Origin of the sequence: Enterobacter hormaechei subsp. xiangfangensis, assembly GCF_001729785.1 — a bacterium.
Classification (GTDB): Bacteria; Pseudomonadota; Gammaproteobacteria; order Enterobacterales; family Enterobacteriaceae; genus Enterobacter; species Enterobacter hormaechei_C.
The window spans coordinates 1,014,493-1,040,554 of the sequence record NZ_CP017183.1; the positions used below are offsets into that span (position 1 = coordinate 1,014,493).

Annotated in this window: 24 protein-coding genes; 19 read left to right on the forward strand and 5 right to left on the reverse strand. The window is 56.9% G+C overall.

All coding sequences use genetic code 11. The features are described 5' to 3' along the window. Positions 1-90: 90 nt before the first annotated feature. From phoB to BFV63_RS04760, 7 genes are all read left to right on the forward strand, one after another. Positions 91-780: a phosphate response regulator transcription factor PhoB gene (gene phoB / locus BFV63_RS04730; protein ID WP_003859122.1), complete on the forward strand. Its 690-nt coding sequence runs from the start codon at positions 91-93 to the stop codon at positions 778-780. Positions 781-801: 21 nt separating this feature from the next. Further along, the gene (gene phoR / locus BFV63_RS04735) at positions 802-2,097 is read left to right on the forward strand and encodes a phosphate regulon sensor histidine kinase PhoR (protein ID WP_023315505.1); all 1,296 of its coding nucleotides are present in this window, start codon (positions 802-804) and stop codon (positions 2,095-2,097) included. A gap of 409 nt (positions 2,098-2,506) precedes the next feature. Next, positions 2,507-3,826, forward strand: coding sequence for a branched-chain amino acid transporter carrier protein BrnQ (gene brnQ, locus BFV63_RS04740; protein ID WP_003859118.1), 1,320 nt, complete (start codon positions 2,507-2,509; stop codon positions 3,824-3,826). Between the two features lie 81 nt (positions 3,827-3,907). Next, a complete protein-coding gene (gene proY, locus BFV63_RS04745) occupies positions 3,908-5,281 on the forward strand; it encodes a proline-specific permease ProY (protein WP_003859117.1) in 1,374 nt (457 codons plus the stop codon). Between the two features lie 162 nt (positions 5,282-5,443). Next, entirely contained in the window at positions 5,444-7,261 is a 1,818-nt protein-coding gene (malZ, locus tag BFV63_RS04750; RefSeq protein WP_048241313.1) for a maltodextrin glucosidase, read from the forward strand. Positions 7,262-7,352: 91 nt separating this feature from the next. Continuing rightward, positions 7,353-9,962 carry a DUF2339 domain-containing protein gene (locus BFV63_RS04755; protein ID WP_048241312.1) on the forward strand — a complete coding sequence of 870 codons (2,610 nt, stop codon included), beginning with the start codon at positions 7,353-7,355 and terminating at the stop codon, positions 9,960-9,962. Continuing rightward, on the forward strand, positions 9,959-11,338 hold the full coding sequence (locus BFV63_RS04760; protein WP_048241311.1) for a DUF3999 domain-containing protein: 1,380 nt from the start codon (positions 9,959-9,961) through the stop codon (positions 11,336-11,338). Before BFV63_RS04755 ends, BFV63_RS04760 begins: the two co-directional genes overlap by 4 nt. Before the next feature lie 49 nt (positions 11,339-11,387). Here the strand turns inward: BFV63_RS04760 and BFV63_RS04765 are convergent, their stop codons facing one another. Together BFV63_RS04765 and acpH are read right to left on the reverse strand one after the other, a co-directional pair. Beyond that, the gene (locus tag BFV63_RS04765) at positions 11,388-11,990 is read right to left on the reverse strand and encodes a peroxiredoxin C (RefSeq protein WP_003859113.1); all 603 of its coding nucleotides are present in this window, start codon (positions 11,988-11,990) and stop codon (positions 11,388-11,390) included. 127 nt (positions 11,991-12,117) lie between these two features. Beyond that, complete coding sequence (gene acpH, locus BFV63_RS04770; RefSeq protein ID WP_048241308.1) at positions 12,118-12,699, reverse strand: ACP phosphodiesterase; 582 nt, start codon at positions 12,697-12,699, stop codon at positions 12,118-12,120. 92 nt (positions 12,700-12,791) lie between these two features. Between acpH and queA the strand changes: the two genes are divergently transcribed. From queA to BFV63_RS04805, 7 genes are all read left to right on the forward strand, one after another. Beyond that, positions 12,792-13,862, forward strand: a complete 1,071-nt coding sequence (queA, locus tag BFV63_RS04775) for a tRNA preQ1(34) S-adenosylmethionine ribosyltransferase-isomerase QueA (RefSeq protein ID WP_003859111.1) — start codon at positions 12,792-12,794, stop codon at positions 13,860-13,862. A 53-nt stretch (positions 13,863-13,915) separates the two neighbouring features. Next, positions 13,916-15,043: a tRNA guanosine(34) transglycosylase Tgt gene (tgt, locus tag BFV63_RS04780; protein ID WP_003859110.1), complete on the forward strand. Its 1,128-nt coding sequence runs from the start codon at positions 13,916-13,918 to the stop codon at positions 15,041-15,043. Positions 15,044-15,065: 22 nt separating this feature from the next. Further along, a complete protein-coding gene (gene yajC / locus BFV63_RS04785) occupies positions 15,066-15,398 on the forward strand; it encodes a preprotein translocase subunit YajC (RefSeq protein WP_003859109.1) in 333 nt (110 codons plus the stop codon). A gap of 27 nt (positions 15,399-15,425) precedes the next feature. Next, entirely contained in the window at positions 15,426-17,273 is a 1,848-nt protein-coding gene (secD, locus tag BFV63_RS04790; protein ID WP_003859106.1) for a protein translocase subunit SecD, read from the forward strand. A gap of 10 nt (positions 17,274-17,283) precedes the next feature. Further along, positions 17,284-18,255, forward strand: coding sequence for a protein translocase subunit SecF (gene secF, locus BFV63_RS04795; protein ID WP_003859105.1), 972 nt, complete (start codon positions 17,284-17,286; stop codon positions 18,253-18,255). Between the two features lie 137 nt (positions 18,256-18,392). Further along, on the forward strand, positions 18,393-18,758 hold the full coding sequence (locus BFV63_RS04800) for a VOC family protein (protein WP_032657358.1): 366 nt from the start codon (positions 18,393-18,395) through the stop codon (positions 18,756-18,758). A gap of 10 nt (positions 18,759-18,768) precedes the next feature. Beyond that, complete coding sequence (locus BFV63_RS04805) at positions 18,769-19,449, forward strand: helix-turn-helix transcriptional regulator (RefSeq protein WP_006809913.1); 681 nt, start codon at positions 18,769-18,771, stop codon at positions 19,447-19,449. Positions 19,450-19,567: 118 nt separating this feature from the next. On the opposite strand, the gene BFV63_RS04810 is transcribed toward BFV63_RS04805, so the two are convergent. Both BFV63_RS04810 and BFV63_RS04815 read right to left on the reverse strand, forming a co-directional pair. Beyond that, a complete protein-coding gene (locus tag BFV63_RS04810; RefSeq protein ID WP_032610182.1) occupies positions 19,568-20,452 on the reverse strand; it encodes a nucleoside-specific channel-forming protein Tsx in 885 nt (294 codons plus the stop codon). Between the two features lie 268 nt (positions 20,453-20,720). Next, entirely contained in the window at positions 20,721-21,260 is a 540-nt protein-coding gene (locus BFV63_RS04815) for a SadB/YajI family lipoprotein (RefSeq protein ID WP_003859100.1), read from the reverse strand. A 152-nt stretch (positions 21,261-21,412) separates the two neighbouring features. Between BFV63_RS04815 and nrdR the strand changes: the two genes are divergently transcribed. The 5 genes from nrdR to thiL all read left to right on the forward strand — a co-directional run bounded on the left by nrdR (position 21,413) and on the right by thiL (position 25,018). Further along, complete coding sequence (gene nrdR, locus BFV63_RS04820) at positions 21,413-21,862, forward strand: transcriptional regulator NrdR (protein WP_003859099.1); 450 nt, start codon at positions 21,413-21,415, stop codon at positions 21,860-21,862. Positions 21,863-21,866: 4 nt separating this feature from the next. Further along, a complete protein-coding gene (gene ribD / locus BFV63_RS04825) occupies positions 21,867-22,970 on the forward strand; it encodes a bifunctional diaminohydroxyphosphoribosylaminopyrimidine deaminase/5-amino-6-(5-phosphoribosylamino)uracil reductase RibD (protein WP_022650459.1) in 1,104 nt (367 codons plus the stop codon). An 87-nt stretch (positions 22,971-23,057) separates the two neighbouring features. Then, positions 23,058-23,528 carry a 6,7-dimethyl-8-ribityllumazine synthase gene (gene ribH, locus BFV63_RS04830; protein ID WP_003859098.1) on the forward strand — a complete coding sequence of 157 codons (471 nt, stop codon included), beginning with the start codon at positions 23,058-23,060 and terminating at the stop codon, positions 23,526-23,528. Positions 23,529-23,549: 21 nt separating this feature from the next. After that, the gene (nusB, locus tag BFV63_RS04835) at positions 23,550-23,969 is read left to right on the forward strand and encodes a transcription antitermination factor NusB (RefSeq protein WP_006809908.1); all 420 of its coding nucleotides are present in this window, start codon (positions 23,550-23,552) and stop codon (positions 23,967-23,969) included. A 77-nt stretch (positions 23,970-24,046) separates the two neighbouring features. Continuing rightward, complete coding sequence (gene thiL, locus BFV63_RS04840; protein ID WP_023315516.1) at positions 24,047-25,018, forward strand: thiamine-phosphate kinase; 972 nt, start codon at positions 24,047-24,049, stop codon at positions 25,016-25,018. Between the two features lie 69 nt (positions 25,019-25,087). Here thiL and BFV63_RS04845 read toward each other — a convergent pair whose 3' ends face one another. Then, on the reverse strand, positions 25,088-26,062 hold the full coding sequence (locus BFV63_RS04845) for an aldo/keto reductase (protein ID WP_048241300.1): 975 nt from the start codon (positions 26,060-26,062) through the stop codon (positions 25,088-25,090).

Genomic DNA, 26,062 nt, shown 5'->3' on the forward strand with positions numbered 1-26,062 from the left:
TAATGTTTTTCATAAATCTGTCATAAATCTGACGCATAATGACGCCGCATTACAGACTTGTAACTTAAATACGATAAGACAGGGCAAAGTATGGCGAGACGTATTCTGGTCGTAGAAGATGAAGCTCCGATCCGTGAAATGGTGTGCTTCGTGCTTGAACAAAATGGCTTCCAGCCGGTTGAAGCGGAAGATTATGACAGCGCGGTGAACCAGCTGAATGAACCCTGGCCCGATCTGATCCTGCTGGACTGGATGCTGCCTGGCGGTTCCGGATTGCAGTTTATCAAGCATATCAAACGCGAGGCGATGACCCGTGATATCCCGGTGGTGATGCTGACGGCGCGCGGCGAGGAAGAGGATCGCGTGCGCGGTCTGGAAACCGGCGCGGACGATTACATCACCAAACCGTTCTCCCCGAAAGAGCTGGTGGCGCGTATCAAAGCCGTGATGCGCCGTATTTCACCGATGGCGGTGGAAGAGGTGATTGAGATGCAGGGTCTGAGCCTGGATCCTACCTCGCACCGGGTCATGACCGGTGAAAATCCCCTCGATATGGGACCGACCGAATTTAAACTCCTGCACTTCTTTATGACCCACCCGGAGCGCGTTTACAGCCGCGAACAGTTGCTGAATAACGTCTGGGGAACTAACGTCTATGTCGAAGACCGAACGGTTGACGTCCATATTCGCCGCCTGCGTAAAGCACTGGAACTGAGCGGCCACGATCGCATGGTACAGACGGTCCGCGGCACGGGTTATCGCTTCTCGACCCGTTTCTGAACAATGACAGGAGTGTGACGCGTGCTGGAACGTCTGTCATGGAAAAGGCTCGTCTTTGAACTGATCTTATGCTGTATTCCGGCCCTCATTCTGGGGGCTATCTTTGGCTATCTGCCGTGGTTTTTACTGGTGGCCGTGACGGGATTGCTCGTCTGGCATTTCTGGAATTTACTGCGTCTTTCCTGGTGGCTGTGGGTCGACAGAAGTATGACACCTCCGCCGGGAAGCGGGAGCTGGGAACCGCTACTCTACGGCCTGCACCAGATGCAGATGCGTAATAAAAAGCGCCGTCGTGAGCTGGGAAGCCTGATCAAACGCTTTCGTAGCGGTGCGGAGTCACTGCCGGACGCGGTGATCCTGACGACGGAAGAAGGGACCATCTTCTGGTGCAATGGCCTCGCGCAACAGCTGCTGGGCCTGCGCTGGCCGGATGATAATGGTCAGAACATCCTGAACCTTCTGCGTTATCCCGAGTTCACGCTGTATCTGAAAAAGCGGGATTTTTCGCGCCCGCACAATCTGAAGCTCAATAACGGTCGCCATCTGGAAATCCGCGTGATGCCCTACAGCGATCGGCAGTGGCTGATGGTGGCGCGGGACGTTACCCAGATGCACCAGCTTGAGGGCGCGAGACGTAACTTCTTTGCCAACGTCAGCCACGAGCTGCGTACGCCCTTGACGGTGCTTCAGGGCTACCTGGAGATGATGCAGGAGCAAACGCTTGAGGGGGCGCCGCGTGAGAAAGCGCTGCATACCATGCGGGAGCAGACGTTCCGCATGGAAGGGCTGGTCAAACAGCTGCTGACGCTTTCAAAAATTGAGGCTGCCCCGTCGCTGGCGCTAAATGACATCATTGATGTGCCGATGATGTTGCGGGTGGTGGAGCGCGAAGCCCAAACGCTGAGTCATAATCAGCACACCCTGAGTTTTGACGTTGATAACACGCTGAAAGTGCTCGGCAGTGAAGATGAGCTGCGAAGCGCTATCTCAAACCTGGTCTATAACGCCGTGAATCATACCCCGAAAGGGACGCATATCGCGGTACGCTGGCAGCATACCCCGGCGGGCGCTGAGTTTAGCGTCGAGGACAACGGGCCGGGGATTGGGCCTGAACACCTCCCGCGTCTCACTGAACGGTTCTACCGGGTGGATAAGGCGCGCTCGCGGCAGACCGGCGGAAGCGGACTGGGGCTGGCAATTGTGAAGCATGCCGTCAGCCACCACGAAAGCCGGCTCAATATCGAAAGCACCCTCGGTAAGGGCACGCGCTTTAGCTTCGTGATTCCGGAACGATTAATTGCCAAAAAAAGCGCCTGACAGCGTGTGTGTCAGGCTACCTTTCCACGGGCCAGCGATTGCTGGCCCGTTTGCTTTGCAGTCAAGCGAAACGCGGATGAATATTATACGGCTGGTGCTTTTTTGTTCGCATGATTAGCCATGAGTTTTTCTTATACATGGCATATTATGTTGGTCTGGATTTTCATGCTGGCATATTGTTCTGGTTTTACGATCCCTTCTTGCCTTTAAACGTTATAAGCGTTTAAATTGCCCCCCATATACTGTCAGACCGACTTTATTTGCGTGGTAAATCGAAAAACTATTCTTCGCCACGCCAGGACGGGAGCATATCCCGCTGAAATTGAGCAAATTTTCCGCTGTATCGTCCCATCAGGGATGGCGAAAATCTCAACGTATTCAACACCACATCCACAGGCAGTAAGGTTTTATGACCCATCACTTGAAATCGCGTGACATTATCGCGCTGGGCTTTATGACATTTGCGCTGTTCGTTGGCGCAGGTAATATCATTTTTCCTCCAATGGTTGGCTTACAGGCGGGTGAACACGTCTGGACGGCTGCGTTTGGCTTCCTGCTTACTGCCGTGGGCCTGCCGGTACTGACCGTTATCGCGCTGGCGAAAGTCGGTGGCGGTGTGGACAGCCTCAGCACCCCGATTGGCAAAGTGGCTGGCGTTCTGCTGGCAACAGTCTGCTATCTGGCCGTTGGCCCGCTGTTCGCGACCCCGCGCACGGCGACCGTCTCCTTTGAAGTGGGTATCGCCCCGCTGACCGGTGACGGCGCGATGCCACTGTTTATTTACAGCCTCATTTACTTCGCCATCGTGATTCTGGTTTCTCTCTATCCGGGCAAACTGCTGGATACCGTGGGTAACTTCCTGGCACCGCTGAAAATTGTGGCGCTGATTGTGCTGGCGGTTGCGGCCATTGTCTGGCCTGCGGGGCCCATCAGCTCCGCGATGGACGCCTACCAGAACGCGGCGTTCTCAAACGGTTTCGTGAACGGCTATCTGACGATGGATACGCTTGGCGCGATGGTGTTTGGTATCGTTATCGTTAACGCCGCGCGCTCCCGTGGGGTGACCGAAGCGCGCCTGCTGACTCGTTACACTATCTGGGCTGGCCTGATGGCCGGTGTCGGCCTGACGCTGCTGTATCTGGCGCTGTTCCGTCTGGGTTCAGATAGCGCAACGCTGGTCGATCAGAGCGCAAACGGCGCGGCGATCCTGCATGCTTACGTGCAGCACACCTTTGGTGGTGCAGGCAGCATGCTGCTGGCGGCGCTGATTTTCCTGGCCTGTCTGGTGACGGCGGTGGGTCTGACCTGCGCCTGCGCGGAGTTCTTCGCTCAGTATCTGCCGCTCTCTTACCGCACGCTGGTGTTTATCCTCGGCATCTTCTCCATGGCGGTTTCAAACCTCGGTCTGAGCCACCTGATCCAGGTGTCAATTCCGGTGCTGACGGCTATCTATCCGCCATGTATCGTGCTGGTGGTGCTGAGCTTCACCCGCCCGTGGTGGCATAACTCGACGCGAATTATTGCGCCGGCCATGTTTATCAGCCTGATTTTTGGTATCCTTGACGGGATCAAAGCATCAGCATTTGCAGAAATCCTGCCAGCCTGGACACAGCGTCTGCCGCTGTCCGAGCAGGGCCTGGCCTGGCTGATGCCTTCCGTTGTAGCGCTGGTTCTTGCGATTATCTGGGACCGTGCGGCCGGGCGTCAGGTGACATCCAACGCCCATTAATCAACGGCAACAAATTGTTTAACCACGGGGCTTAAGGCCCCGTGGTTTTTTGTTTTTTTCGTGTTGAATGGCAAGATTTTAATGGAAAGCACTAACAAACTTAAACGTGGATTGAGCACCCGCCACATCCGCTTTATGGCGCTGGGCTCGGCTATCGGCACCGGTCTTTTTTATGGCTCGGCAGATGCCATCAAAATGGCCGGTCCAAGCGTTCTGCTGGCCTACATCATCGGCGGTGCCGCGGCCTATATCATCATGCGTGCGCTGGGGGAGATGTCGGTTCACAACCCGTCTGCCAGCTCGTTTTCACGCTATGCACAAGAGAACTTAGGCCCGCTGGCCGGGTTTATCACTGGCTGGACTTATTGCTTTGAAATCCTGATTGTCGCCATTGCCGATGTGACGGCGTTTGGCATCTATATGGGGGTCTGGTTCCCTGCCGTGCCGCACTGGATCTGGGTGCTGAGCGTGGTGCTGATTATCTGCGCCGTTAACCTGATGAGCGTGAAGGTGTTTGGCGAGCTGGAGTTCTGGTTCTCCTTCTTCAAGGTCGCGACCATTATCATCATGATCCTCGCCGGTTTCGGCATCATCATCTGGGGTATCGGCAACGGTGGGCAGCCAACCGGCATCCATAACCTGTGGAGCAACGGCGGCTTCTTTAGCAACGGCTGGCTCGGGATGGTCATGTCGCTCCAGATGGTCATGTTCGCCTATGGCGGAATCGAGATTATCGGCATCACCGCCGGGGAAGCGAAAGATCCGGAGAAGTCTATTCCGCGCGCCATCAACTCGGTGCCGATGCGTATCCTGGTGTTCTACGTGGGCACGCTGTTTGTGATTATGTCCATCTACCCGTGGAACCAGGTGGGCACCAACGGCAGCCCGTTTGTCCTGACTTTCCAGCATATGGGCATTGCGTTTGCCGCCAGCATTCTCAACTTTGTGGTGCTGACCGCCTCGCTGTCGGCCATCAACAGTGACGTGTTCGGCGTGGGCCGTATGCTGCACGGCATGGCGGAGCAGGGCAGTGCGCCGAAGGTGTTTGCCAAAACGTCGCGTCGCGGCACCCCGTGGGTAACGGTGCTGGTCATGACCGTGGCGCTGCTGTTCTCGGTTTACCTGAACTACATCATGCCGGAGAACGTCTTCCTGGTGATTGCGTCACTGGCGACCTTCGCCACCGTGTGGGTGTGGATCATGATCCTGCTGTCGCAGATTGCGTTCCGTCGCCGCCTGTCGCCAGAAGAGGCCAAAGCGCTGAAGTTTAAAGTGCCGGGCGGCGTGCCAACGACCATTGTCGGTCTGATCTTCTTGGTCTTCATCATTGGCCTGATTGGTTATCACCCGGATACCCGTATTTCCCTGTACGTGGGCTTCGCGTGGATCGTCCTGCTGCTGGTGGGCTGGATGTTTAAATGTCGCCGCGATCGTCAGCTGGCGGAAGCACAGTAACATTCTTTTCCCCTCTCCCCGTGGGAGAGGGTTAGGGTGAGGGCATCAGGCTGCACTGATGCCTCCTCCCCCGTCCTCCTCCCCCAATAAATCCCATCATGGTGAGCTATCCTTAATCACCCTGTGGCAAGGTGACGTCAATTTCATCAAAGGGGATTCGTGATGTTAAACGCCTGGCACCTTCCGGTTGCCCCATTTGTTAAGCAAAACAAAGACAACCTTGTGATTACGCTCTGGCTGGCAGGGGACAATCAGCCTGAACGTGTGACCCTGCGCGCCGAAGTGGATAACGAAGAAACGTCGCTGAAAATGCACAAAGTGCGCAGCCAGCCGCAGCCGGGCGTCACGGCGTGGCGGGCAAATATCGATTTGCGCAGCGGGCAACCGCGTCGCCGCTACGGCTTCAAGCTGCTGTGGAACAACCGCCAGCTGTGGTTTACCCCGCAGGGTTTCAGCCGTTTCCCTCCGGCCAGGCTGGAGCAGTTTGCCGTGGATCACCCGGATAACGGCCCGCAGTGGGTTAACGATCAGGTCTTTTACCAGATTTTCCCGGACCGCTTTGCGCGCAGTGAAAAGCGCACCGTCGATCAGGACAAGGTTTATTACCATCATGCGGTCGGTCACGACATCATTCTGAAAAAATGGGACGAGCCGCTGACCGCCCAGGCGGGGGGATCGACCTTTTACGGCGGCGATCTCGACGGTATCAGCGAAAAACTGCCGTACCTGAAAAAGCTCGGCGTGACGGCGCTGTACCTGAACCCGGTGTTTAAAGCGCCAAGCGTGCACAAATACGATACGCAGGACTACCGCCACGTTGACGAGCAGTTTGGCGGTGACGAAGCGCTGCTGCGGCTGCGGCACAACACGCAAAAAGAGGGTATGCGCCTGATCCTTGATGGCGTGTTCAATCACAGCGGTGATTCTCACGCGTGGTTTGACCGTCACAATCAGTCGATGGGCGGCGCATGCCATAATCCGGACTCACCGCAGCGTGACTGGTACAGTTTTGACGAGAATGGCCGCGCCCTGGACTGGCTGGGCTACCCGAGCCTGCCGAAGCTCGATTTCCAGTCGCCATCGCTGGTGAATGAGATCTACGGCGGCGACGACAGCATCGTGCGCCACTGGCTGAAAGCGCCGTGGAACATGGACGGCTGGCGGCTGGACGTGGTGCATATGCTGGGTGAAGCAGGCGGGGCGCGGAATAACCTTCAGCATGTCGCCGCCATTACCCGGTCGGCAAAAGCGGCCCGGTCGGAAGCATTCGTCTTCGGGGAGCACTTTGGCGACGCGCGTCAGTGGTTGCAGGCTGATGCACAAGACGCGGCGATGAACTATCGCGGCTTCACCTTCCCGCTGTGGGGTTTCCTCGCTAACACCGATATCTCTTACGATCCGCAGCATATTGACGCCGAAACCTGCATGGCGTGGATGGAAAACTATCGCGCTGGCCTGTCGCATCAGCAGCAGCTGCGGATGTTTAACCAGCTCGACAGCCACGATACCGCACGCTTTAAATCGTTGCTGGGTAAGGATGTGGCGCGTCTGCCGCTGGCGGTGACCTGGCTCTTTACCTGGCCGGGCGTACCCTGCATCTACTATGGCGATGAAGTCGGGCTGGACGGCAACAACGATCCGTTCTGCCGTAAAACCTTCCCGTGGGAGCCTGAAAAGCAGGATCAGGATCTGTTCAGCCTCTACCAGCGCATGGCGACGCTGCGCAAGCAGAGCCAGGCCCTGCGATACGGGGGCTGTCAGGTGATGTACGCCCACGATAACGTGGTGGTGTTTGTCCGCGTCTATAACCAGCAGCGCGTGCTGGTGGCGATCAACCGGGGCGAGGCGTGTGAAGTCGTGCTGGAAGATTCACCGCTGCTGGCTGGTAAAATGTGGAAGAGCAAAGAGGGTAAAGCGACGTTCCAGGGGAGCGTGCTCACGCTGCCAGCGATCTCCGCTGCGGTCTGGTTCGGCAGCTAAGCGCAGGCAGAATGGTTTTCACCTTTTAAGATGGCGCAAATGCAACGATTTGTGTCAATCTTAACGGATCGTTTACGGTGAAGGTGGAAACATGGACGAGCTTTACATCCTTGGCTGTTTGTTCCTGGTTTTTGCGCTGGTCGTGGCACCCGTGCTCGCGGTGATAGGCTTTAACCGAAGCACGGCGGCGCGGCAGGAGATCGCCCGGCTTCGCCAGCGCATTGAGGCGCTCGAGCAGCGTAGTGTGGCTGAGAAAGCACCGGAGCAGGTGCAGACCGCCGCGCCGGTGAAGACGCCAGCGCCGGTGTCAGAGGCCGTTAACGCACCTGTCGATCCCTGGCGTCCCGAACCGCCCGTCACTGAAGCAGAGCCTGTGCCTGTACCGGCGGCAAAACGTCCTTCCGCCTTTGGCGGCATCCTGTCCTCGCTGACGCGCTGGTTTATGCAGGGCAATCCGCTGGCAAAACTGGGGATTGTACTGCTCTTCCTCGGCCTCTCTTTCCTGCTGCGCTATACCGTTGAACATTCACTGTTTCCGCTTGAGCTGCGTCTTGCCGCCACGGCGCTGTTTGCCATGGTTCTGCTGGCCGTTGGATGGCGGCTGCGGCACAGGCAGCGGATCTACGCGCTGATCCTCCAGGGCGGAGCGACCGGCGTGCTTTATCTGACCGTCTTTGGCGCATTCCGGCTGTGGCAGATGCTGCCGATGACGCTGGCGTTTACGCTGCTGGTGGTGATTTGCGCGGCGAGCGTCGGGCTGGCCGTGCTGCAAAAGGCGCTGAGCCTTGCCATGCTGGCGAGCCTCGGCGGATATCTTGCGCCGCTGCTCCTGTCTACCGGGGGCGGTAGCTTTGTGGCGCTATTCTCCTTCTATCTCCTGCTGTCCATCGGCATTCTCGTCATCAGCATCTGGCAGCACTGGCGCGAGCTCAACCTGCTCGGGCTGCTCTTCACGTTTGGCGTTGGCGGGGTGTGGGGACTGAGCGACTACCAGCCGGAAGACTATGTTATTTGTCAGCTGTTCCTGATTGCCAATACGCTTATTTTTGGCGTGTTTAGCGTGGCGCTGTCGCTGCGGGCGCAGGAAAAAGGCAAACAGATTATTGACGGCGTACTGCTGTTTGCTCCGCCGCTGATTGGTTTTGGGATGCAGTATGGCATGACGTCTCACTGGACGTACGGCCCGGCGCTAAGCGCGCTGGGCTATGGTGCGTTTTACCTCTCGCTGGCGTTTCTCGCGCTGCGGCGTTACCCCTCCATCGGACGACCGCTGGTTATGGCGGCGCTGGCGATCGGCGGCGGGTTTGCCACGCTTGCCATTCCGCTGGCGCTTTCAGCGCGCTGGACGGCGATGGCCTGGGCGCTGGAAGGGCTGGGTATTCTTTGGTTGGGCGTGCAACAGCAGCAGCGGCGCATGAGCTATAGCGGGACGGCGTTGCTGGTGCTGGCGCTCGGCAGCGCGATATGGGCGCAAATGGACGGCGTCACTTCGCTGAGCCTCCTGCTTATTTTCGCAGTGCTCAGTCTTTGCTGGCTGGCTGCGGCCTGGCTGTGGCAGAAAATCGCGCTGCCGGGCAGCTGGGCATTGCTGGCCGGTGGGTTGCTGTTCTGGTTAGTGGCGTTGCTGGGCGCGTCGCAGTTGTTCCTGAAGCAGGAGTTATCGCTTCTGGCAGGCGTGCTGGCGCTGACGGCGGCGTCGGCCTGGGGATGGCGGCAGGCTGCCGCTCGTCTGGCATGGTGGGAGCTGGATGCCAGCAAATGGCTGCTGTGGCCGGTGATGCTGCTGATGGTGCTGTATCAGGTCTCGCACCAGCAGATTCTGGCGGCCGGCTGGGCAAATCTGGCCTGGGCTATCGCGCTGCCTGCCGCCCTGATGCTGCTGCGGCGCGACGAAGATAAACTTCTGCCGCGCATCTCAATGGGGCTGCATCTGTCGCTGTTGTGGATGATTTTACTCGCCCTTGCCGCCGAGCTTTACTGGTTTGCCCGCTCCCTGCCATGGGGCATGGCGGCCTGGGGAAGCGGCATTGCGATGGCTGTCGGCGGTGGGGTGATTATGGCGCTCTCCGCGGCCGTACGGCGTCGCGGATGGCCTTTCCGGGTATGGCCTGCGCTCTACGCCTGCCTTGCCGCGATCCCTGTGGTTGTGGCGCTGGTGGTATTGCTGGTCGTGACCAATTTCCAGGACGGTGTGGTCTATCGACAGACCTGGCTGCCGCTGGTGAACCCGCTTGAGGAAGGGGCGGCGTTCGCGCTGCTGGGGCTGGTAGTATTTTATCGGGCAGTGGATCGCTACTATCCGGCATCGCTTGCGCAGTCCCGACCTTGGCCCGCCGTTGTGCTGATGGCGCTTGGCTTCTGGTGGCTCAACGGCGCGTTGCTGCGTGCGCTGGCGTGGTACGGCGAGGTGGCCTGGAACATGGAATCGCTGTGGCATTCGCGGCTTATTCAGACCACCTTTGCCCTGTTCTGGATGTTCTGCGCGCTGGTGGTGATGATCCGCGCCACCCGTCAGGCCTCCCGTCAGCAGTGGCTTGGCGGTGCGGCGCTGCTGGGGGTGGTGATGCTCAAACTGATGCTGGTGGACAGCGCGGGCGGTGGCGGCCTGGCGCGCGCCGTCGCGTTTATTGGCGTGGCGATCCTGGTCCTGATTGTGGGCTATTTCTCGCCGCTACCGCCTAAAGCAGGAGAAGAAAAATGAAATGGATGAATGCGGTTGTTTGTGCAGCACTGCTGGCCATGGCCGGTCCGGCATTCAGCGAGGGCGCGCCAGCGGAATCCCCGCGGGATTATGCCTACGGCCTGTCCCTTGATACCTTTGCATCTTCGCCGTGGTATCGGGTCATGCTGCCGCTGGCGATTTATCAGCAGAGCACATCGCCCGATCTGCGCGACGTGCGCGTGTTTAATCAGTCGGGAGAGCCTGTACCGTTCAGCCTGGTTACTACGACGCGTCCGCAGCCGGCACCGACCACCACGGCGCTGCGCCTTTTTGCGCTTAACGCCTCGCCGGGCGGGGAAGAGGACAGCGGCGATAAAATTATGCTACGGGCCAGAAACGGTGTGGAAATTGTGCTGGAAGGGCAACACGCTGCGGCTGCCGGACAGCACTATCTGCTGACCCTGCCGGAAAACGCGACGGAGGTTCCGCTCTCTCAGCTCCAGCTTTTCTGGGACACGCCGCAGGGCTCGTGGCAGGGAACGGCATCGGTCTATTACAGCGAGGATCTGAAAAACTGGTATACCTTGCGCGAAGAGATGCCCCTGCTGGACGTGATGAGTGGACAGGATCGCCTGAAGCTCGACCGCATCGATACCGATCTGGTGTTATCACCTGAGGCGAATCGCTATCTGCTGCTGGTGCTGAACACGGGACGTTCTGCCCTGACGTTAACCGGCGTCAACGCGATTAACGCGCCTGCGCAGCCGGAATCAGAGCACATTAGCCTGGCGGGAGAGGGGGAGCGGTTATCCGAAAGTGAAGCCGTGTGGCGCTGGAAACATCCGCAGCCTCTGAGTGCGATCGCCTTCATGCTGAATGGCGACGGCGTTCTCCCGGCAGAAATAGCCTGGCGGGGGGCGGATAAGGATCGGTGGCATACGCTGAAAAAAGAGGTGATCTACCAGCTCGGCGGCAAAACGTCTGAACCTGTTCCGCTCCCTGGCGGGCTGGTCGAGGCGGTAAAAATCAAGACCCTCAATGCGCGTTTGCCCGAGAACCTGCCGGGCGTGATAGGGCAGCGCGTGCGCTACGATCTGGTGTTTAACGCGCAGGGGAAGGGGCCGTACCTGCTCGCGTGGGGGAACGGGGCTGCGAAACCGGCGAGCGTGGAGACGGATATGCTGATCCCGACCGAACTGCGTAAAACCTACGATCTGGCAGCCTTGCCGATGGCGGATACGCTGGAACCTGTCCCGCTGGGGGGCGAGGCGCGTTTAACCGCGACGTCTGCGGCTGAGCAGGAAAGCAGAATGAAAACGCTGATGGTCTGGGGCGTACTGATTGCGGGGGTGATGGTGCTTGCGGGTATGGCATGGCGCATCTGGCGCGAGGTAAAAAAAGACGGCGCAGCATAAGCCATAAAAAAACCCGCGTATTCGCGGGTTTTTTCGTAAACCGTGCCGATTACAGGCTAGATACGTTCTCAGACAGGTATTTAGCTACGCCGTCTGGGGAAGCCGCCATACCTTCTTTACCTTTTTCCCACTGAGCCGGGCACACTTCACCGTGCTCTTCGTGGAACTGGAGCGCGTCAACCATGCGCAGCATTTCGTCGATGTTACGACCCAGCGGCAGATCGTTCACAACCTGGTGACGAACGATGCCGTTTGCATCGATCAGGAAAGAACCACGCAGTGCAACGCCAGCGTCCGGATGTTCGATACCGTAAGCCTGCTGGATTTCGCGTTTGATGTCCGCAACCATCGCGTATTTCACCGCACCGATGCCGCCGTTTTCGACAGGGGTGTTACGCCATGCGTTGTGTACAAATTCAGAGTCAAAGGAGACGCCAACCACTTCCACGCCACGCTTCTGGAATTCTTCGTAACGTTTGTCGAACGCGATCAGCTCAGACGGGCAAACGAAAGTGAAGTCCATTGGCCAGAAGAACAGAACGGTCGCTTTACCGTTGGTATGCTGTTTGAAGTTGAAGTTTTCAACGATTTCACCATTGCCCAGAACGGCGGCAGCTGTAAAATCCGGAGCCGGACGAGTTACCAGAACCATATGATTCTCCTGTAGATACTAAGGTTATTTGGAACGCAACGCGGGCCAGTATAGAGGCAGTACGGGAATAAGACAAAGAGGTGGTAACAATCGTTCCACCAGCTTTTACCTATCAATCATACCGGCATCACAGTTCTTTATTTTTCGCCTGCGTCATCATACGCGGGTAGAACTGCCAGAAGCGGGTTTCCAGCGCATCGTAATGTTCATCCAGGTCATGCCATGAGTCGCGCAGCGCGTCCAGACGCGGTCGACGGCTCGCCATGCCGTTCAGGACGTTCTGAATGAAATCCATCTCGCGGTATCGCTCCAGCCAGCGTTCAGACCAGAGATAGTTATTCAGATTTACAAAGCGCGGCGGGGAGTCCGGCAAAATGATCGACACCTGCGCGTGGGCGTAGCGCACAAACTCAGGCAGCGACATATCAGGCGACAGCTGCGACCAGTGGCGCGACAGGAAATGATCCCACATGACGTCGAGCGTGATCGGCGCCACCCGTCGCGTTTCGGGGCGGAACCAGGTTTTGGCTTCCGTCACTTCCGGCAGGTTATCGGTCAGCACGTCGATGCGGCGGTGCATAAAAATCCCGTCGACAACCTCAGGGGAATACTCTTCCGCCGGGTTGCCGCGTACAAAATCGGCCAGCAAATTGCCGGAGAGGGAGCTGTCCGCGAGGTGAGCGAGATGCAGGTGAGCGAGAAAATTCATGCGTTTTCGTTGTCCGGTGGCGGCTAGTTGTTGCAGCAAAAGGGTGTGAGCACTAGACTATGCCGCCTGTTTTTAAGTCACGAGTATACGTCATGCGCGTCGCCGATTTCTCCTTTGAACTACCTGAATCCCTGATTGCTCACTACCCCATGCCTGAGCGTAGCAGCTGTCGCTTGCTGTCACTGGACGGGCCAACGGGCGCGCTGACGCACGGTACTTTCACCGATCTGCTCGACAAGCTCAACCCTGGCGATCTGCTGGTCTTTAATAATACCCGTGTGATCCCGGCGCGTCTGTTTGGCCGTAAAGCCAGCGGCGGCAAGATTGAGGTGCTGGTCGAACGTATGCTCGATGATAAACGTATTCTGGCACATATTCGCGCCTCCAAAGCGCCTAAGCCGGGCGCGGAGCTGCTGCTGGGGGATGACGAGAGCATCAAAGCGACCATGACCGCGCGTCACGACGCGCTGTTCGAGGTGGAGTTCAACGACGAACGCACGGTGCTTGATATCCTCAACGCCATCGGCCACATGCCGCTGCCGCCGTACATTGAACGCCCGGACGAAGAGGCCGACCGCGAGCTGTATCAGACCGTCTACAGCCAGAAGCCGGGTGCGGTGGCGGCGCCAACGGCGGGCCTGCACTTTGATGAACCGCTGCTGGAAAAGCTGCGCGCCAAGGGCGTTGAGATGGCCTTCGTGACGCTGCACGTCGGCGCGGGGACGTTCCAGCCGGTACGCGTGGACAGCATCGAAGATCACATCATGCACTCTGAGTACGCCGAAGTGCCGCAGGAGGTTGTGGATGCGGTGCTGGCGGCGAAAGCGCGCGGAAGCCGCGTCGTGGCCGTCGGTACAACGTCGGTACGTTCCCTTGAGAGCGCCGCGCAGGCCGCGAAAAGCGAGCTGATTGAACCGTTCTTTGGCGATACGCAGATTTTTATCTACCCGGGCTATCAGTACAAAGTCATTGATGCGCTGGTGACCAACTTCCATCTGCCTGAATCGACGCTGATTATGCTGGTTTCCGCGTTTGCGGGGTATCAGCATACGATGAACGCCTACAAGTCTGCGGTAGAACAAAAATATCGCTTTTTTAGCTACGGTGACGCGATGTTTATCACGTACAATCCGCAGGCTTTGAATGAGCGTGTCGGGGAATAAGTCCGCGGCACTGTGTTACAACGTTGGACTGTTTTTCTGACGTCGGAGAAAAAATGAAATTTGAACTCGATACCACCGATGGTCGCGCGCGTCGCGGTCGTCTGGTGTTTGATCGCGGCGTGGTAGAAACCCCCGCGTTTATGCCTGTGGGCACGTACGGCACCGTAAAAGGAATGACGCCGGAAGAAGTTGAAGCCACTGGCGCACAGATTATCCTCGGCAACACCTTCCACCTGTGGCTGCGTCCAGGCCAGGAGATCATGAAGCTCCACGGCGATCTGCACGACTTCATGCAGTGGAAAGGCCCCATCCTCACCGACTCCGGCGGTTTCCAGGTCTTCAGCCTGGGCGATATCCGTAAGATCACTGAGCAGGGCGTACACTTCCGTAACCCGATCAACGGCGATCCAATCTTCCTCGATCCAGAAAAATCCATGGAGATTCAGTACGATCTCGGCTCCGATATCGTAATGATCTTCGACGAATGTACGCCATACCCGGCGGACTGGGACTACGCCAAGCGTTCTATGGAGATGTCCCTGCGTTGGGCGAAGCGTAGCCGCGACCGTTTTGACTCCCTGCAAAACAAAAATGCGCTGTTCGGCATTATCCAGGGCAGCGTTTACGAAGATTTACGCGATATCTCGGTTAAAGGTCTGGTAGAGATAGGCTTTGATGGCTACGCTGTCGGCGGTTTGGCTGTGGGTGAGCCGAAGGAAGATATGCACCGCATTCTGGAGCATGTCTGCCCGCAAATCCCGGCGGATAAACCACGATACCTGATGGGTGTGGGTAAACCAGAAGATCTGGTGGAAGGCGTACGTCGCGGCATTGATATGTTCGACTGCGTTATGCCAACCCGAAACGCGCGTAACGGTCATCTGTTCGTTACCGATGGCGTGGTGAAAATCCGTAACGCGAAGCATAAGAGTGACACCAGCCCGCTCGATTCCGAGTGCGATTGCTATACCTGTCGCAATTATTCTCGCGCGTACCTGCATCATCTCGATCGTTGCAACGAGATTTTGGGGGCGCGTCTCAATACCATTCATAATCTTCGTTATTATCAGCGCTTAATGGCTGGTTTACGTAAGGCTATCGAAGAGGGTAAATTAGAGAGCTTCGTGACCGATTTCTACCAACGTCAGGGGCGGGATGTTCCACCGTTGAACGTTGATTAATTTTAATAATGAGGGAATTTGAATGAGCTTTTTTATTTCTGATGCGGTAGCAGCAACGGGTGCACCAGCGCAGGGCAGCCCGATGTCTCTGATTCTGATGCTGGTTGTGTTCGGTCTGATCTTCTACTTCATGATCCTGCGTCCACAGCAGAAGCGTACTAAAGAGCACAAAAACCTGATGAACTCCATCGCGAAGGGCGATGAAGTCCTGACCAATGGTGGCCTGGTGGGTCGCGTAACCAAAGTAGCGGAAAACGGCTACATTGCTATCGCCCTCAACGACACCACTGAAGTGGTTATCAAACGTGACTTCGTAGCTGCCGTTCTGCCGAAAGGCACCATGAAGGCGCTGTAATCCCAACTTTTCCCAAAGGGAACTGCCGTGTTAAACCGTTATCCTTTGTGGAAGTACATCATGCTGGTCGTCGTGATTATCGTCGGCCTGCTGTACGCGCTTCCCAACCTGTATGGTGAGGATCCGGCCGTTCAAATCACTGGCGCGCGCGGTGTCGCCGCCAGTGAGCAAACGCTGATCCAGGTCCAGAAAACGTTACAAGAAGAAAAAATTACCGCTAAGTCTGTGGCACTGGAAGAGGGCGCAATTCTTGCTCGCTTCGACACCACCGACACGCAGCTCCGCGCACGTGAAGCGCTGATGGGCGTGCTGGGTGATAAATATGTCGTGGCGCTTAACCTTGCTCCTGCAACCCCACGCTGGCTGGCTGCGCTGAACGCAGAGCCAATGAAACTGGGTCTTGACCTGCGTGGCGGCGTTCACTTCCTGATGGAAGTGGATATGGATACCGCGCTCGGCAAGCTACAGGAACAGAATATCGACAGCCTGCGCAGCGATCTGCGCGATAAGGGCATTCCGTACACCACCGTACGTAAAGAAGATAACTACGGCATGAGCATCACGTTCCGCGACAGCGCGGCACGCGATCAGGCTGTGACCTATCTGTCTCAGCGTCACCGCGATCTGGTTATCACCTCTCAGGGCAGCAATCAGCTGCGTGCGGTAATGACCGACGCGCGTCTGAGTGAAGCACGTGAATACGCCGTTCAGCAGAACATTAACATTCTGCGTAACCGTGTAAACCAGCTGGGCGTGGCTGAGCCACTGGTACAGCGTCAGGGTGCAGACCGTATCGTGGTCGAACTGCCGGGTATCCAGGATACCGCCCGTGCGAAAGAGATTCTGGGCGCGACGGCGACCCTGGAGTTCCGTCTGGTTAACTCCAACGTTGACCAGGCTGCTGCGGCTTCAGGCCGTGTGCCGGGCGATTCCGAAGTGAAGCAGACCCGCGAAGGCCAGCCGGTTGTGCTGTACAAACGCGTGATCCTGACCGGTGACCATATCACCGACTCCACTTCAAGCCAGGATGAGTACAACCAGCCGCAGGTTAACATCTCGCTGGATAGCGCAGGTGGCAACATCATGTCTAACTTCACCAAGGACAACATCGGCAAGCCGATGGCGACCCTGTTCGTGGAGTACAAAGACAGCGGTAAGAAAGACGCCAATGGCCGTGCCGTGCTGGTGAAAGAGGAAGAGGTGATTAACATCGCCAACATCCAGTCTCGTCTGGGTAACAGCTTCCGTATTACCGGTATCAGCAACCCGAACGAAGCGCGTCAGCTCTCTCTGCTGCTGCGTGCCGGTGCGCTGATTGCGCCAATTCAGATTGTTGAAGAACGTACCATCGGTCCAACCCTGGGTATGCAGAACATCAAACAGGGTCTGGAAGCGTGTCTGGCCGGTCTGGCGGTGTCCATCATCTTCATGATCTTCTTCTATAAGAAGTTCGGCCTGATTGCGACCTCCGCGCTGATTGCCAACCTGGTGCTGATCATCGGTATCATGTCCCTGCTGCCAGGGGCGACGCTAACCATGCCAGGTATCGCGGGTATCGTTCTAACCCTTGCGGTGGCGGTCGACGCCAACGTACTGATAAACGAACGTATCAAAGAAGAGCTGAGCAACGGTCGTTCTGTACAGCAGGCGATTGAAGAAGGCTACAAAGGGGCGTTCAGCTCCATCTTCGATGCGAACGTAACAACACTGATTAAGGTTCTTATCCTGTATGCAGTGGGTACTGGCGCGATCAAAGGCTTTGCGATTACTACCGGTATCGGTGTCGCAACGTCGATGTTTACCGCTATTGTCGGCACCCGTGCCATCGTGAACCTGCTGTACGGCGGCAAGCGCGTCAAAAAGCTGTCTATCTGAGGAGTGCGTTGTGGCACAGGAATATACTGTTGAACAATTGAACCACGGCCGTAAAGTCTGGGACTTTATGCGCTGGGACTACTGGGCCTTCGGCATTTCAGGTTTTCTGCTGATCTTGTCCATCGTCATTATGGGCGTGAAAGGCTTTAACTGGGGCCTGGATTTCACCGGTGGTACGGTGATCGAAATTACCCTGGAAAAACCGGTCGATATGGACCAGATGCGTGAGTCTCTGCAAAAAGCGGGCTTTGAAGAGCCGCTGCTACAGAACTTCGGCAGCAGCCGCGACATCATGGTGCGTATGCCGCCGGTACACGATGCCAACGGCAGCCAGGAGTTGGGCAGCAAGGTCGTTCAGGTTATTAACGAAACGACCAGCCAGGACGCAACGGTTAAGCGTATTGAGTTTGTCGGCCCGAGCGTTGGTGCTGACCTGGCGCAGACCGGTGCGATGGCGCTGCTTGTGGCGCTGATCTCGATCCTGATTTACGTCGGTTTCCGCTTTGAGTGGCGACTGGCGGCAGGCGTGGTTATCGCCCTGGCGCACGACGTGGTGATCACCATGGGCATACTGTCCCTCTTCCACATTGAGATTGACCTGACGATTGTGGCATCCCTGATGTCCGTTATCGGTTACTCACTGAACGACAGTATCGTGGTATCTGACCGTATTCGTGAAAACTTCCGTAAGATCCGTCGCGGCACGCCGTACGAAATCTTTAACGTGTCGTTGACCCAGACGCTGCACCGTACGTTGATCACCTCCGGCACCACCCTGATGGTGATCCTGATGCTGTTCCTGTTCGGTGGCCCGGTGCTGGAAGGCTTCTCGCTGACCATGCTGATCGGTGTGTCTATCGGTACGGCCTCGTCTATCTACGTCGCGTCCGCGCTGGCGCTGAAGCTGGGCATGAAGCGCGAGCATCTGATCCAGCAGAAAGTCGAGAAAGAAGGGGCGGATCAGCCGTCCATTCTGCCGTAAGCGTCTTATGCGGTATCGAAATCCCGGCCTGCTGGCCGGGATTTTTTTGTCTGCATCTCACAAACACTCCTGACAGTATGCTGTCAGGAGCCCTGTCGTAGACTCCTTCTGAACCCTAACAACAGGCAGGAGGACGTATGAAAAGTGTCATTAACTGGTTTGAAATTCCGGTCGCCGATATGGATCGCGCCACCAAATTTTATGAGTCGGTGATGCAGGTCGCGCTGCGGCGCGAGAAGATGGACGTGGCTGAGCTGGCGGTTTTCCCGCACGAGGATCCGGCCACCGGCGGCGCGCTGGCGAAATTTGACGGCGTTACACCCTCTTCGCAGGGCGCTATTATTTACCTGCATACTGACAATCTGGCGGCCACGCTCGATCGTATTGCTTCTGCGGGCGGTGAGTGCGTGTTTGGCCCGCTGGAACTGCCGCAAGGCATTGGCACTATAGCCCTGTTTACCGACAGCGAAGGTAATCGCGTCGGCCTCCATCAACCGGTATGAGAGTAAACCGATGACCCGACGCGCTGACCGTTTGTTCCAGATTGTGCAGATCCTGCGGGGCAGGCGTCTGACAACGGCAGCGCATCTGGCGGAAAGGCTTGGCGTGTCCGAGCGCACGGTGTACCGCGATATCCGCGACCTGTCGCTTTCCGGCGTGCCGGTGGAAGGCGAGGCGGGAAGCGGATATCGGCTAATGTCGGGTTTTGATTTACCCCCGTTGATGCTGACCAACAAGGAGTCCGAGGCGCTGATGGTGGCGATCCGTCTGCTCAAAACCTGGGGCGGGGAATCGCTGTCGCGCGAGCTGGAGTCGGCCCAGGAAAAAGTGCTGGCGATCCTGCCAGAAGAGAGCCGCCGCAAAGCTGAACAGACGCGAATTTACGCGCCGGATATTGCCCTTCAGCCACACTCCCGTAGTGGTTTCGACGTGATCCACCAGGCAATTTCTGCCCTGCGTGTGCTGGCGCTGCACTATCGCGATGAAGCCGGGCAGTTAACCTGGCGTGAGGTTCAGCCGCTGGGGCTGTTCTTCTGGGGTGAGCACTGGCTGCTGGCCGCGTGGTGTGAACGGCGCGATGACTATCGCTGCTTCCGTCTCGACCGGTGTTTGCATATTACGCTGACGGAAAGACGCTTTAGCGAAAGCGCGGACAGGTCGCTGGCGGATTTTTTGCGCAAGGTGAAGCAGTAAAAAGCCGGGTGGCGAGGTAAAAGCAAAACGGCAACGATGTTGCCGTTTTTTGTGTTTGCGCCCTCTCCCGTGGGAGAGGGAAGGGGTGAGGGCACCAGCCCGCACAATCCGGCACTGATTAGAAGTTGTAACCCACGACCAGGTAACCGCCCCAACCGGTAGAACGAACGCTGAAGTCGCCGTTGCCGAAGTTCAGGCTGGCGTCGTCGTTCCACTGACCACCGTTGTGCCAGTAACGCGCAACAACAGAGTAGTGCCAGTGATCGTAGTTCAGCGCCAGGATGTGGCTGGACGCGATGGAGTCGTTAGTGCGCGCTTTTCTGCCGTTCAGGTCGCGGAAATCGTTATCGCCCAGGTCTGAACCCCAGTCAAAGTTGGTGAAGCCGATATAGCTCAGGTTGCCGCCCCACAGTTGGGTAATTGGCACAAAGTATTTCACTTTGAAACGGTAGCCATCCCACTCGTTCTCGTTCGCAGCGCCGTAGTTCTGCCACTGGTATTTTGCGTAGACGTTCATGGACAGGCTCATCGGCAGGCCAGTCTCAATGTCTGTACCCAGACCCATATACCAGGTGCTCTGGCGACCGGACTTGTTGCGGCCCATGTCGTAGATGTAGTTGTTTGCGAAATACCACTCTTTGAACGGACCAAACGCCAGGCTGGTACCAGTCAGTTTATCAATGGAGAAGCGTGGTTCGATCTCCATGAACAGTGGGGAACCGTGGTTCCAGATACCTTTCGCGTCGGTGTTACCGCCGAAGAATACCGGTGCGTCCATGTAGCCATAGAAATCAAACCAGTCTTTTTTAGCGAATGCTTCGTACTCGAGGTAAGTATCGTTACGGATCTGCGGTCCGAAACGGGTATGGTAGCTGCCTACCACGTTAACGCTCTGGTGCCACCAGTCGGAGAGGTATTGTGGTTTGTCGTTTTCCGCTGCGTTAACAGTGAAAGAGGAGGACAGTGCCAGAACTGCACCGGCTGCGAGTAATGTTTTTTTCATAAGCATGCCACTGATTGAAATTCCCTTCCGGGAGTGAAAAATGCGCGAATTGCGTTTCTAAATATTTCGTGTTTCTGCGGAGCCTATTATAGGAATCCTTGCTCACAAAAATATGTGTTGTTTCACATATCTCTCACATACGTAATCGATTGCGTTCACGTTTGCGTACTTTAGACGGGCGCGATTGTAGCGGCAATCATTTATGTTGCCAATCCATACGAAATGTAAATGTTAGCGGAGTGACATTTCACTCCGCTAAAAGGGCGGGTTATTGCGCGGCGGGTTGAATGTCGTGAATACGGATAAAGCCCAGCTGTTCTGGCGTCAGTCCGCTCAGCTGGAGCGGGATGTCAACATCGCTTGGCGCCAGCGTGCTGGCGGGGGCGGTGAAGAGCTGATTCTTCACGTTCACTTCCTGATAGCTCTCCGTGGTGCCCTGAATCTGGCCCCACTCTACGGTGCCGCTGAACGCGGGCAGCGGATCGTTGGACTCACCCTGAATGCGTAATGTTGCGCGAGTACCATCGGCATTCGCTGCAACATTCACCAGAGACATCTTTAGCGTGCCAATCTGGCTGTTCAGACGCGCGGGCGTGTTTGCACCTGGCAATAAATAAACGCCATTGCTGGATTTGGCATTCAGCGCGTTCTGCTGGGTGATCTTCACGGTTTCTTTATTAAGTTTGTCCATCGCCACGTTAAGCGTATTCACGCTTTGTTTCATCTCGCGGACTTCGCTTTGCTGTGCGCAGGCGCTAAGCGTGAACAGGCTCCCCACCAGCACTATTTTCAGGTAACGTCTTGTCATTGCGTTTAATTCCTTGAAATCACAGATTGCTGCAATGGTAGACAGGATAGTGCCGTCAGGCATAGATCCTTTGTCTCAAAAAGCTCTTCCTTTGTTGTCGGGCCAGTTCAGGGTAAAATAGAAATCAGTTAACCAGATAACAGGGACATCGTATGCATTGCCCATTTTGCTCCGCTGTGGATACCAAAGTCATCGACTCACGTCTTGTAGGCGAAGGGTCTTCCGTGCGTCGTCGTCGGCAGTGTCTGGTGTGCAACGAGCGTTTTACCACCTTCGAGGTGGCAGAGTTGGTAATGCCGCGCGTGGTAAAAAGTAACGATGTGCGCGAACCGTTCAATGAAGAAAAACTGCGTAGCGGGATGCTCAAGGCGCTGGAAAAACGGCCCGTCAGCTCCGATGACGTCGAAATGGCGTTAAACCACATTAAATCTTATCTGCGGGGGTTAGGTGAGCGCGAAGTGCCGAGCAAAATGATCGGCAATCTGGTGATGGAACAGCTGAAAAAGCTCGATAAAGTCGCCTATATCCGCTTTGCCTCCGTTTACCGCAGCTTCGAAGACATCAAAGAGTTTGGCGAAGAGATCGCCCGCTTACAGGATTAAGACCATGCACGACGAGATGTACATGGCGCGAGCCATGAAGCTGGCGCAGCGCGGTCGGTTTACCACTCACCCTAACCCCAATGTCGGGTGCGTCATTGTTAAAGATGGTGAGATCGTGGGGGAAGGTTTTCACTATCGCGCAGGCGAGCCGCATGCTGAAGTGCATGCCTTGCGCATGGCGGGGGAGAAAGCGCGTGGCGCGACGGCCTATGTGACGCTGGAGCCATGCAGCCACCATGGGCGTACGCCGCCGTGCTGTGAAGCGCTGATTGCGGCGGGCGTCTCGCGCGTTGTCGCCGCCATGCAGGATCCTAACCCGCAGGTAGCGGGCCGCGGACTGTATCGTCTGCAACAGGAAGGAATCGACGTCAGCCACGGCCTGATGATGCAGGATGCGGAAGCCCTGAATAAAGGCTTCCTGAAGCGTATGCGCACCGGCTTCCCGTTTATCCAGCTTAAGCTTGGCGCGTCACTGGATGGCCGCACGGCGATGGCGAACGGCGAGAGCCAGTGGATCACCTCGCCACAGGCAAGGCGCGATGTGCAACGTCTGCGCGCGCAAAGCCATGCTATTCTCACCAGCAGTGAAACGGTACTGGCTGACGATCCGGCCATGACCGTACGCTGGGAAGAGCTGAATGCAGATACGCAGGCGCTCTATCCGCAGGAGAACCTGCGTCAGCCGCTGCGCATTATTATTGATAGCCAGAACCGCGTGACGCCGGAGCACCGCATCGTGCAGCAGCCGGGGGAAACCTGGATTGCACGCACCAAAGAAGATACGCGCGAATGGCCGCAAGGCGTGCGCAGCATTACGGTGCCGGAACATAACGGGCATCTGGATCTGGTGGTGCTGATGATGTTGCTCGGCAAACAGCAGGTCAACAGTATCTGGGTTGAAGCCGGTCCGACGCTCGCCGGCGCACTGCTTCAGGCGGGGCTGGTGGATGAGCTTCTCGTCTACGTTGCGCCTAAACTGTTAGGTAACGACGCGCGCGGCCTGTTTGTGCTGCCCGGCCTTGAAAAACTGGCCGATGCGCCGCAACTCTCATTCAGTGAGATTCGTCCGGTAGGCCCGGATGTCTGCCTCCATTTAACGACAGCGTAATTGCTCCTGAAATAGGGAAGCAGTACGCAAAGTATTATGATAAAATCCGCCCCCCTGCGGGGCCAAATGAACCCGTAAAGGAAGAGTATGAACATTATTGAAGCTGCTGTAGCTACCCCGGACGCTCGCGTCGCCATCACCATTGCGCGTTTCAACAACTTCATCAATGATAGCCTGCTGGAAGGTGCGGTTGACGCCCTGAAACGTATCGGCCAGGTTAAAGATGACAACATTACCGTCGTTTGGGTACCAGGTGCTTACGAACTGCCACTGGCAGCGGGCGCGCTGGCGAAAACCGGTAAATACGACGCGGTGATTGCGCTGGGTACTGTTATTCGTGGCGGCACTGCGCACTTCGAATACGTTGCGGGCGGTGCAAGCAATGGTCTGGCGCACGTTGCGCAGGATGCTGAAATTCCTGTCGCGTTCGGCGTGCTGACCACCGAAAGTATTGAACAAGCCATCGAACGTGCTGGCACCAAAGCCGGTAACAAAGGTGCAGAAGCTGCACTGACCGCGCTTGAAATGATCAATGTATTGAAAGCCATCAAGGCCTGATTTTTTTGTAAGGGGAATTCCGTGAAACCTGCTGCTCGTCGCCGCGCCCGTGAATGTGCCGTCCAGGCACTTTACTCCTGGCAGTTGTCCCAGAACGACATCGCTGATGTTGAATACCAGTTCCTGTCAGAACAGGACGTGAAAGACGTTGACGTTCTGTACTTCCGTGAACTGCTGTCGGGAGTGGCGACTAATAGCGCGTATCTCGATGGTCTGATGAAGCCATACCTGTCCCGTCTGCTCGAAGAGCTGGGCCAGGTCGAAAAAGCAGTGTTGCGTATCGCGCTGTTTGAGCTGTCTAAACGTGATGATGTGCCGTACAAAGTGGCCATCAACGAAGCGATCGAACTGGCGAAAACCTTCGGCGCTGAAGACAGCCACAAGTTTGTTAACGGCGTGCTGGATAAAGCCGCACCTGCGATCCGTCCCCACAAAAAGTGATCCGCAAACCGGAGTTCTGCATTGCCTGACGGGCAGTGTGGCTCCGGTTTTTTCTTTTATTTGCTGAGGCATAACGTATGGCATGTGGCGAATTCTCCCTGATTGCCCGTTATTTCGACCGTGTCAGAACCTCTCGTCTTGATGTTGAAACCGGCATCGGCGATGACTGCGCACTTCTCAATATTCCCGAAAAACAGACGCTGGCAATCAGCACCGACACCTTAGTGTGTGGGCGACATTTCCTGCCCGACATCGATCCTGCCGATCTGGCGTATAAAGCACTGGCGGTTAACGTCAGCGATCTGGCGGCAATGGGCGCCGACCCGGCCTGGCTGACGCTGGCTCTGACCTTGCCAGAGGTGGATGAAGCCTGGCTTGAAGCCTTCAGCGATGCCCTGTTTGAGCAGCTGAATTATTACGATATGCAGCTGATTGGCGGTGATACCACTGCCGGTCCGCTGTCGATGACCCTGGCAATCCACGGCTATGTGCCTGCCGGGCGCGCGCTGAAACGTTCGGGCGCAAAACCGGGCGACTGGATCTACGTGACCGGTACGCCGGGGGATAGCGCGGCAGGGCTGGCAATCCTTCAGAACCGTTTAACGGTTGAAGATGCTGACGATGCGGCGTACCTGGTGAAGCGCCATCTCCGGCCCACGCCGCGTATTTTGCACGGCCAGGCGCTGCGCGAGCGGGCCAGTTCGGCTATCGATTTGTCTGACGGGCTGATCTCCGATCTCGGCCATATCCTGAAAGCCAGCGGCGTGGGCGCGCGGATCGATCTGGATCTGTTTCCTCTGTCAGAGCCGTTGCGTCGCCATGCCGAGCCTGAGCAGGCGCTGCGCTGGGCGTTATCCGGTGGAGAAGATTATGAGCTGTGCTTCACAGTGCCTGAGCTCAATCGCGGAACACTGGATGTGGCGTTAGCGCATCTGGGGGCGAAATTTACCTGCATCGGGCAGGTGATGCCGGAAAGTGAAGGGCTGCTGTTTGTCCGCGACGGCGCCCCGGTTACGCTTGACTGGAAAGGGTACGATCACTTCGCGTAATTTTGTGCGCTCTGTATTGCCGGGTGGCGCTGCGCTTACCCGGCCTACGGATTTTGTTCCCTGAATTGTTTATTTAAACCCTACCACCGGATGTTGCTGATACGGCGTCTCCAGCTCGGCAATCTGCTCCGGCGTCAACGATAAGTCCACCGCACTCAACAACTCATCCAGCTGTTCTTCCCGCGATGTGCCCACAATCGGCGCGGCGACACCGCGCTTGCTCAGCAGCCACGCCAGTGCCACCTGCGCGCGCGTTGCACCGATATCGTCGGCGATCCCGGCTAAGCGTTCGGCAATTAACGCATCGCTGGCTTCTGTATCGTCATACAGGTTTTTACCCACTTCGTCCGATACCAGCCGGGCGGTGGTTTCGCCCCACGGACGGGTTAACCTTCCGCGCGCCAGCGGGCTCCACGGGATCACCGCCACGCCTTCCTGGTAGCAGAGCGGCAGCATCTCGCGCTCTTCTTCCCGGTAAATCAGGTTGTAGTGATCCTGCATGGTGACAAAGCGCGCCCAGCCGTGCTGTGCCTGGAGATCGAGCGCCTGGGCAAACTGTGAGGCATGCATGGACGATGCGCCGATGTAGCGCGCTTTACCGGCTTTCACGACGTCGTTCAACGCTTCAAGCGTCTCTTCGATCGGGGTGTTGTAATCCCAGCGGTGGATTTGCAGCAGGTCGACGTAATCCATGTTCAGGCGTCTGAGGCTGTCATCAATGGAACGCAGGATCTGCGCGCGAGAAAGGCCTTCCGCCAGGTCGCCTGACGGGTAGTACACCTTAGTGGCAACCACAACGTCATCACGACGGGCAAAATCTCGCAGGGCGCGGCCAACAATCTCTTCGCTGCTGCCGTCGGAGTAGCTGTTGGCGGTATCGAAGAAGTTGATGCCGCCGTCAATGGCGTGCTTGATGATGGGGCGGCTGCTCTCTTCCGGCAGCGTCCAGGCATGATTTCCCCGGTCAGGCTCGCCAAACGTCATGCATCCCAGGCAAAGCCGGGACACCTTAAGGTCCGTTTTTCCTAATGTCGTGTATTGCAT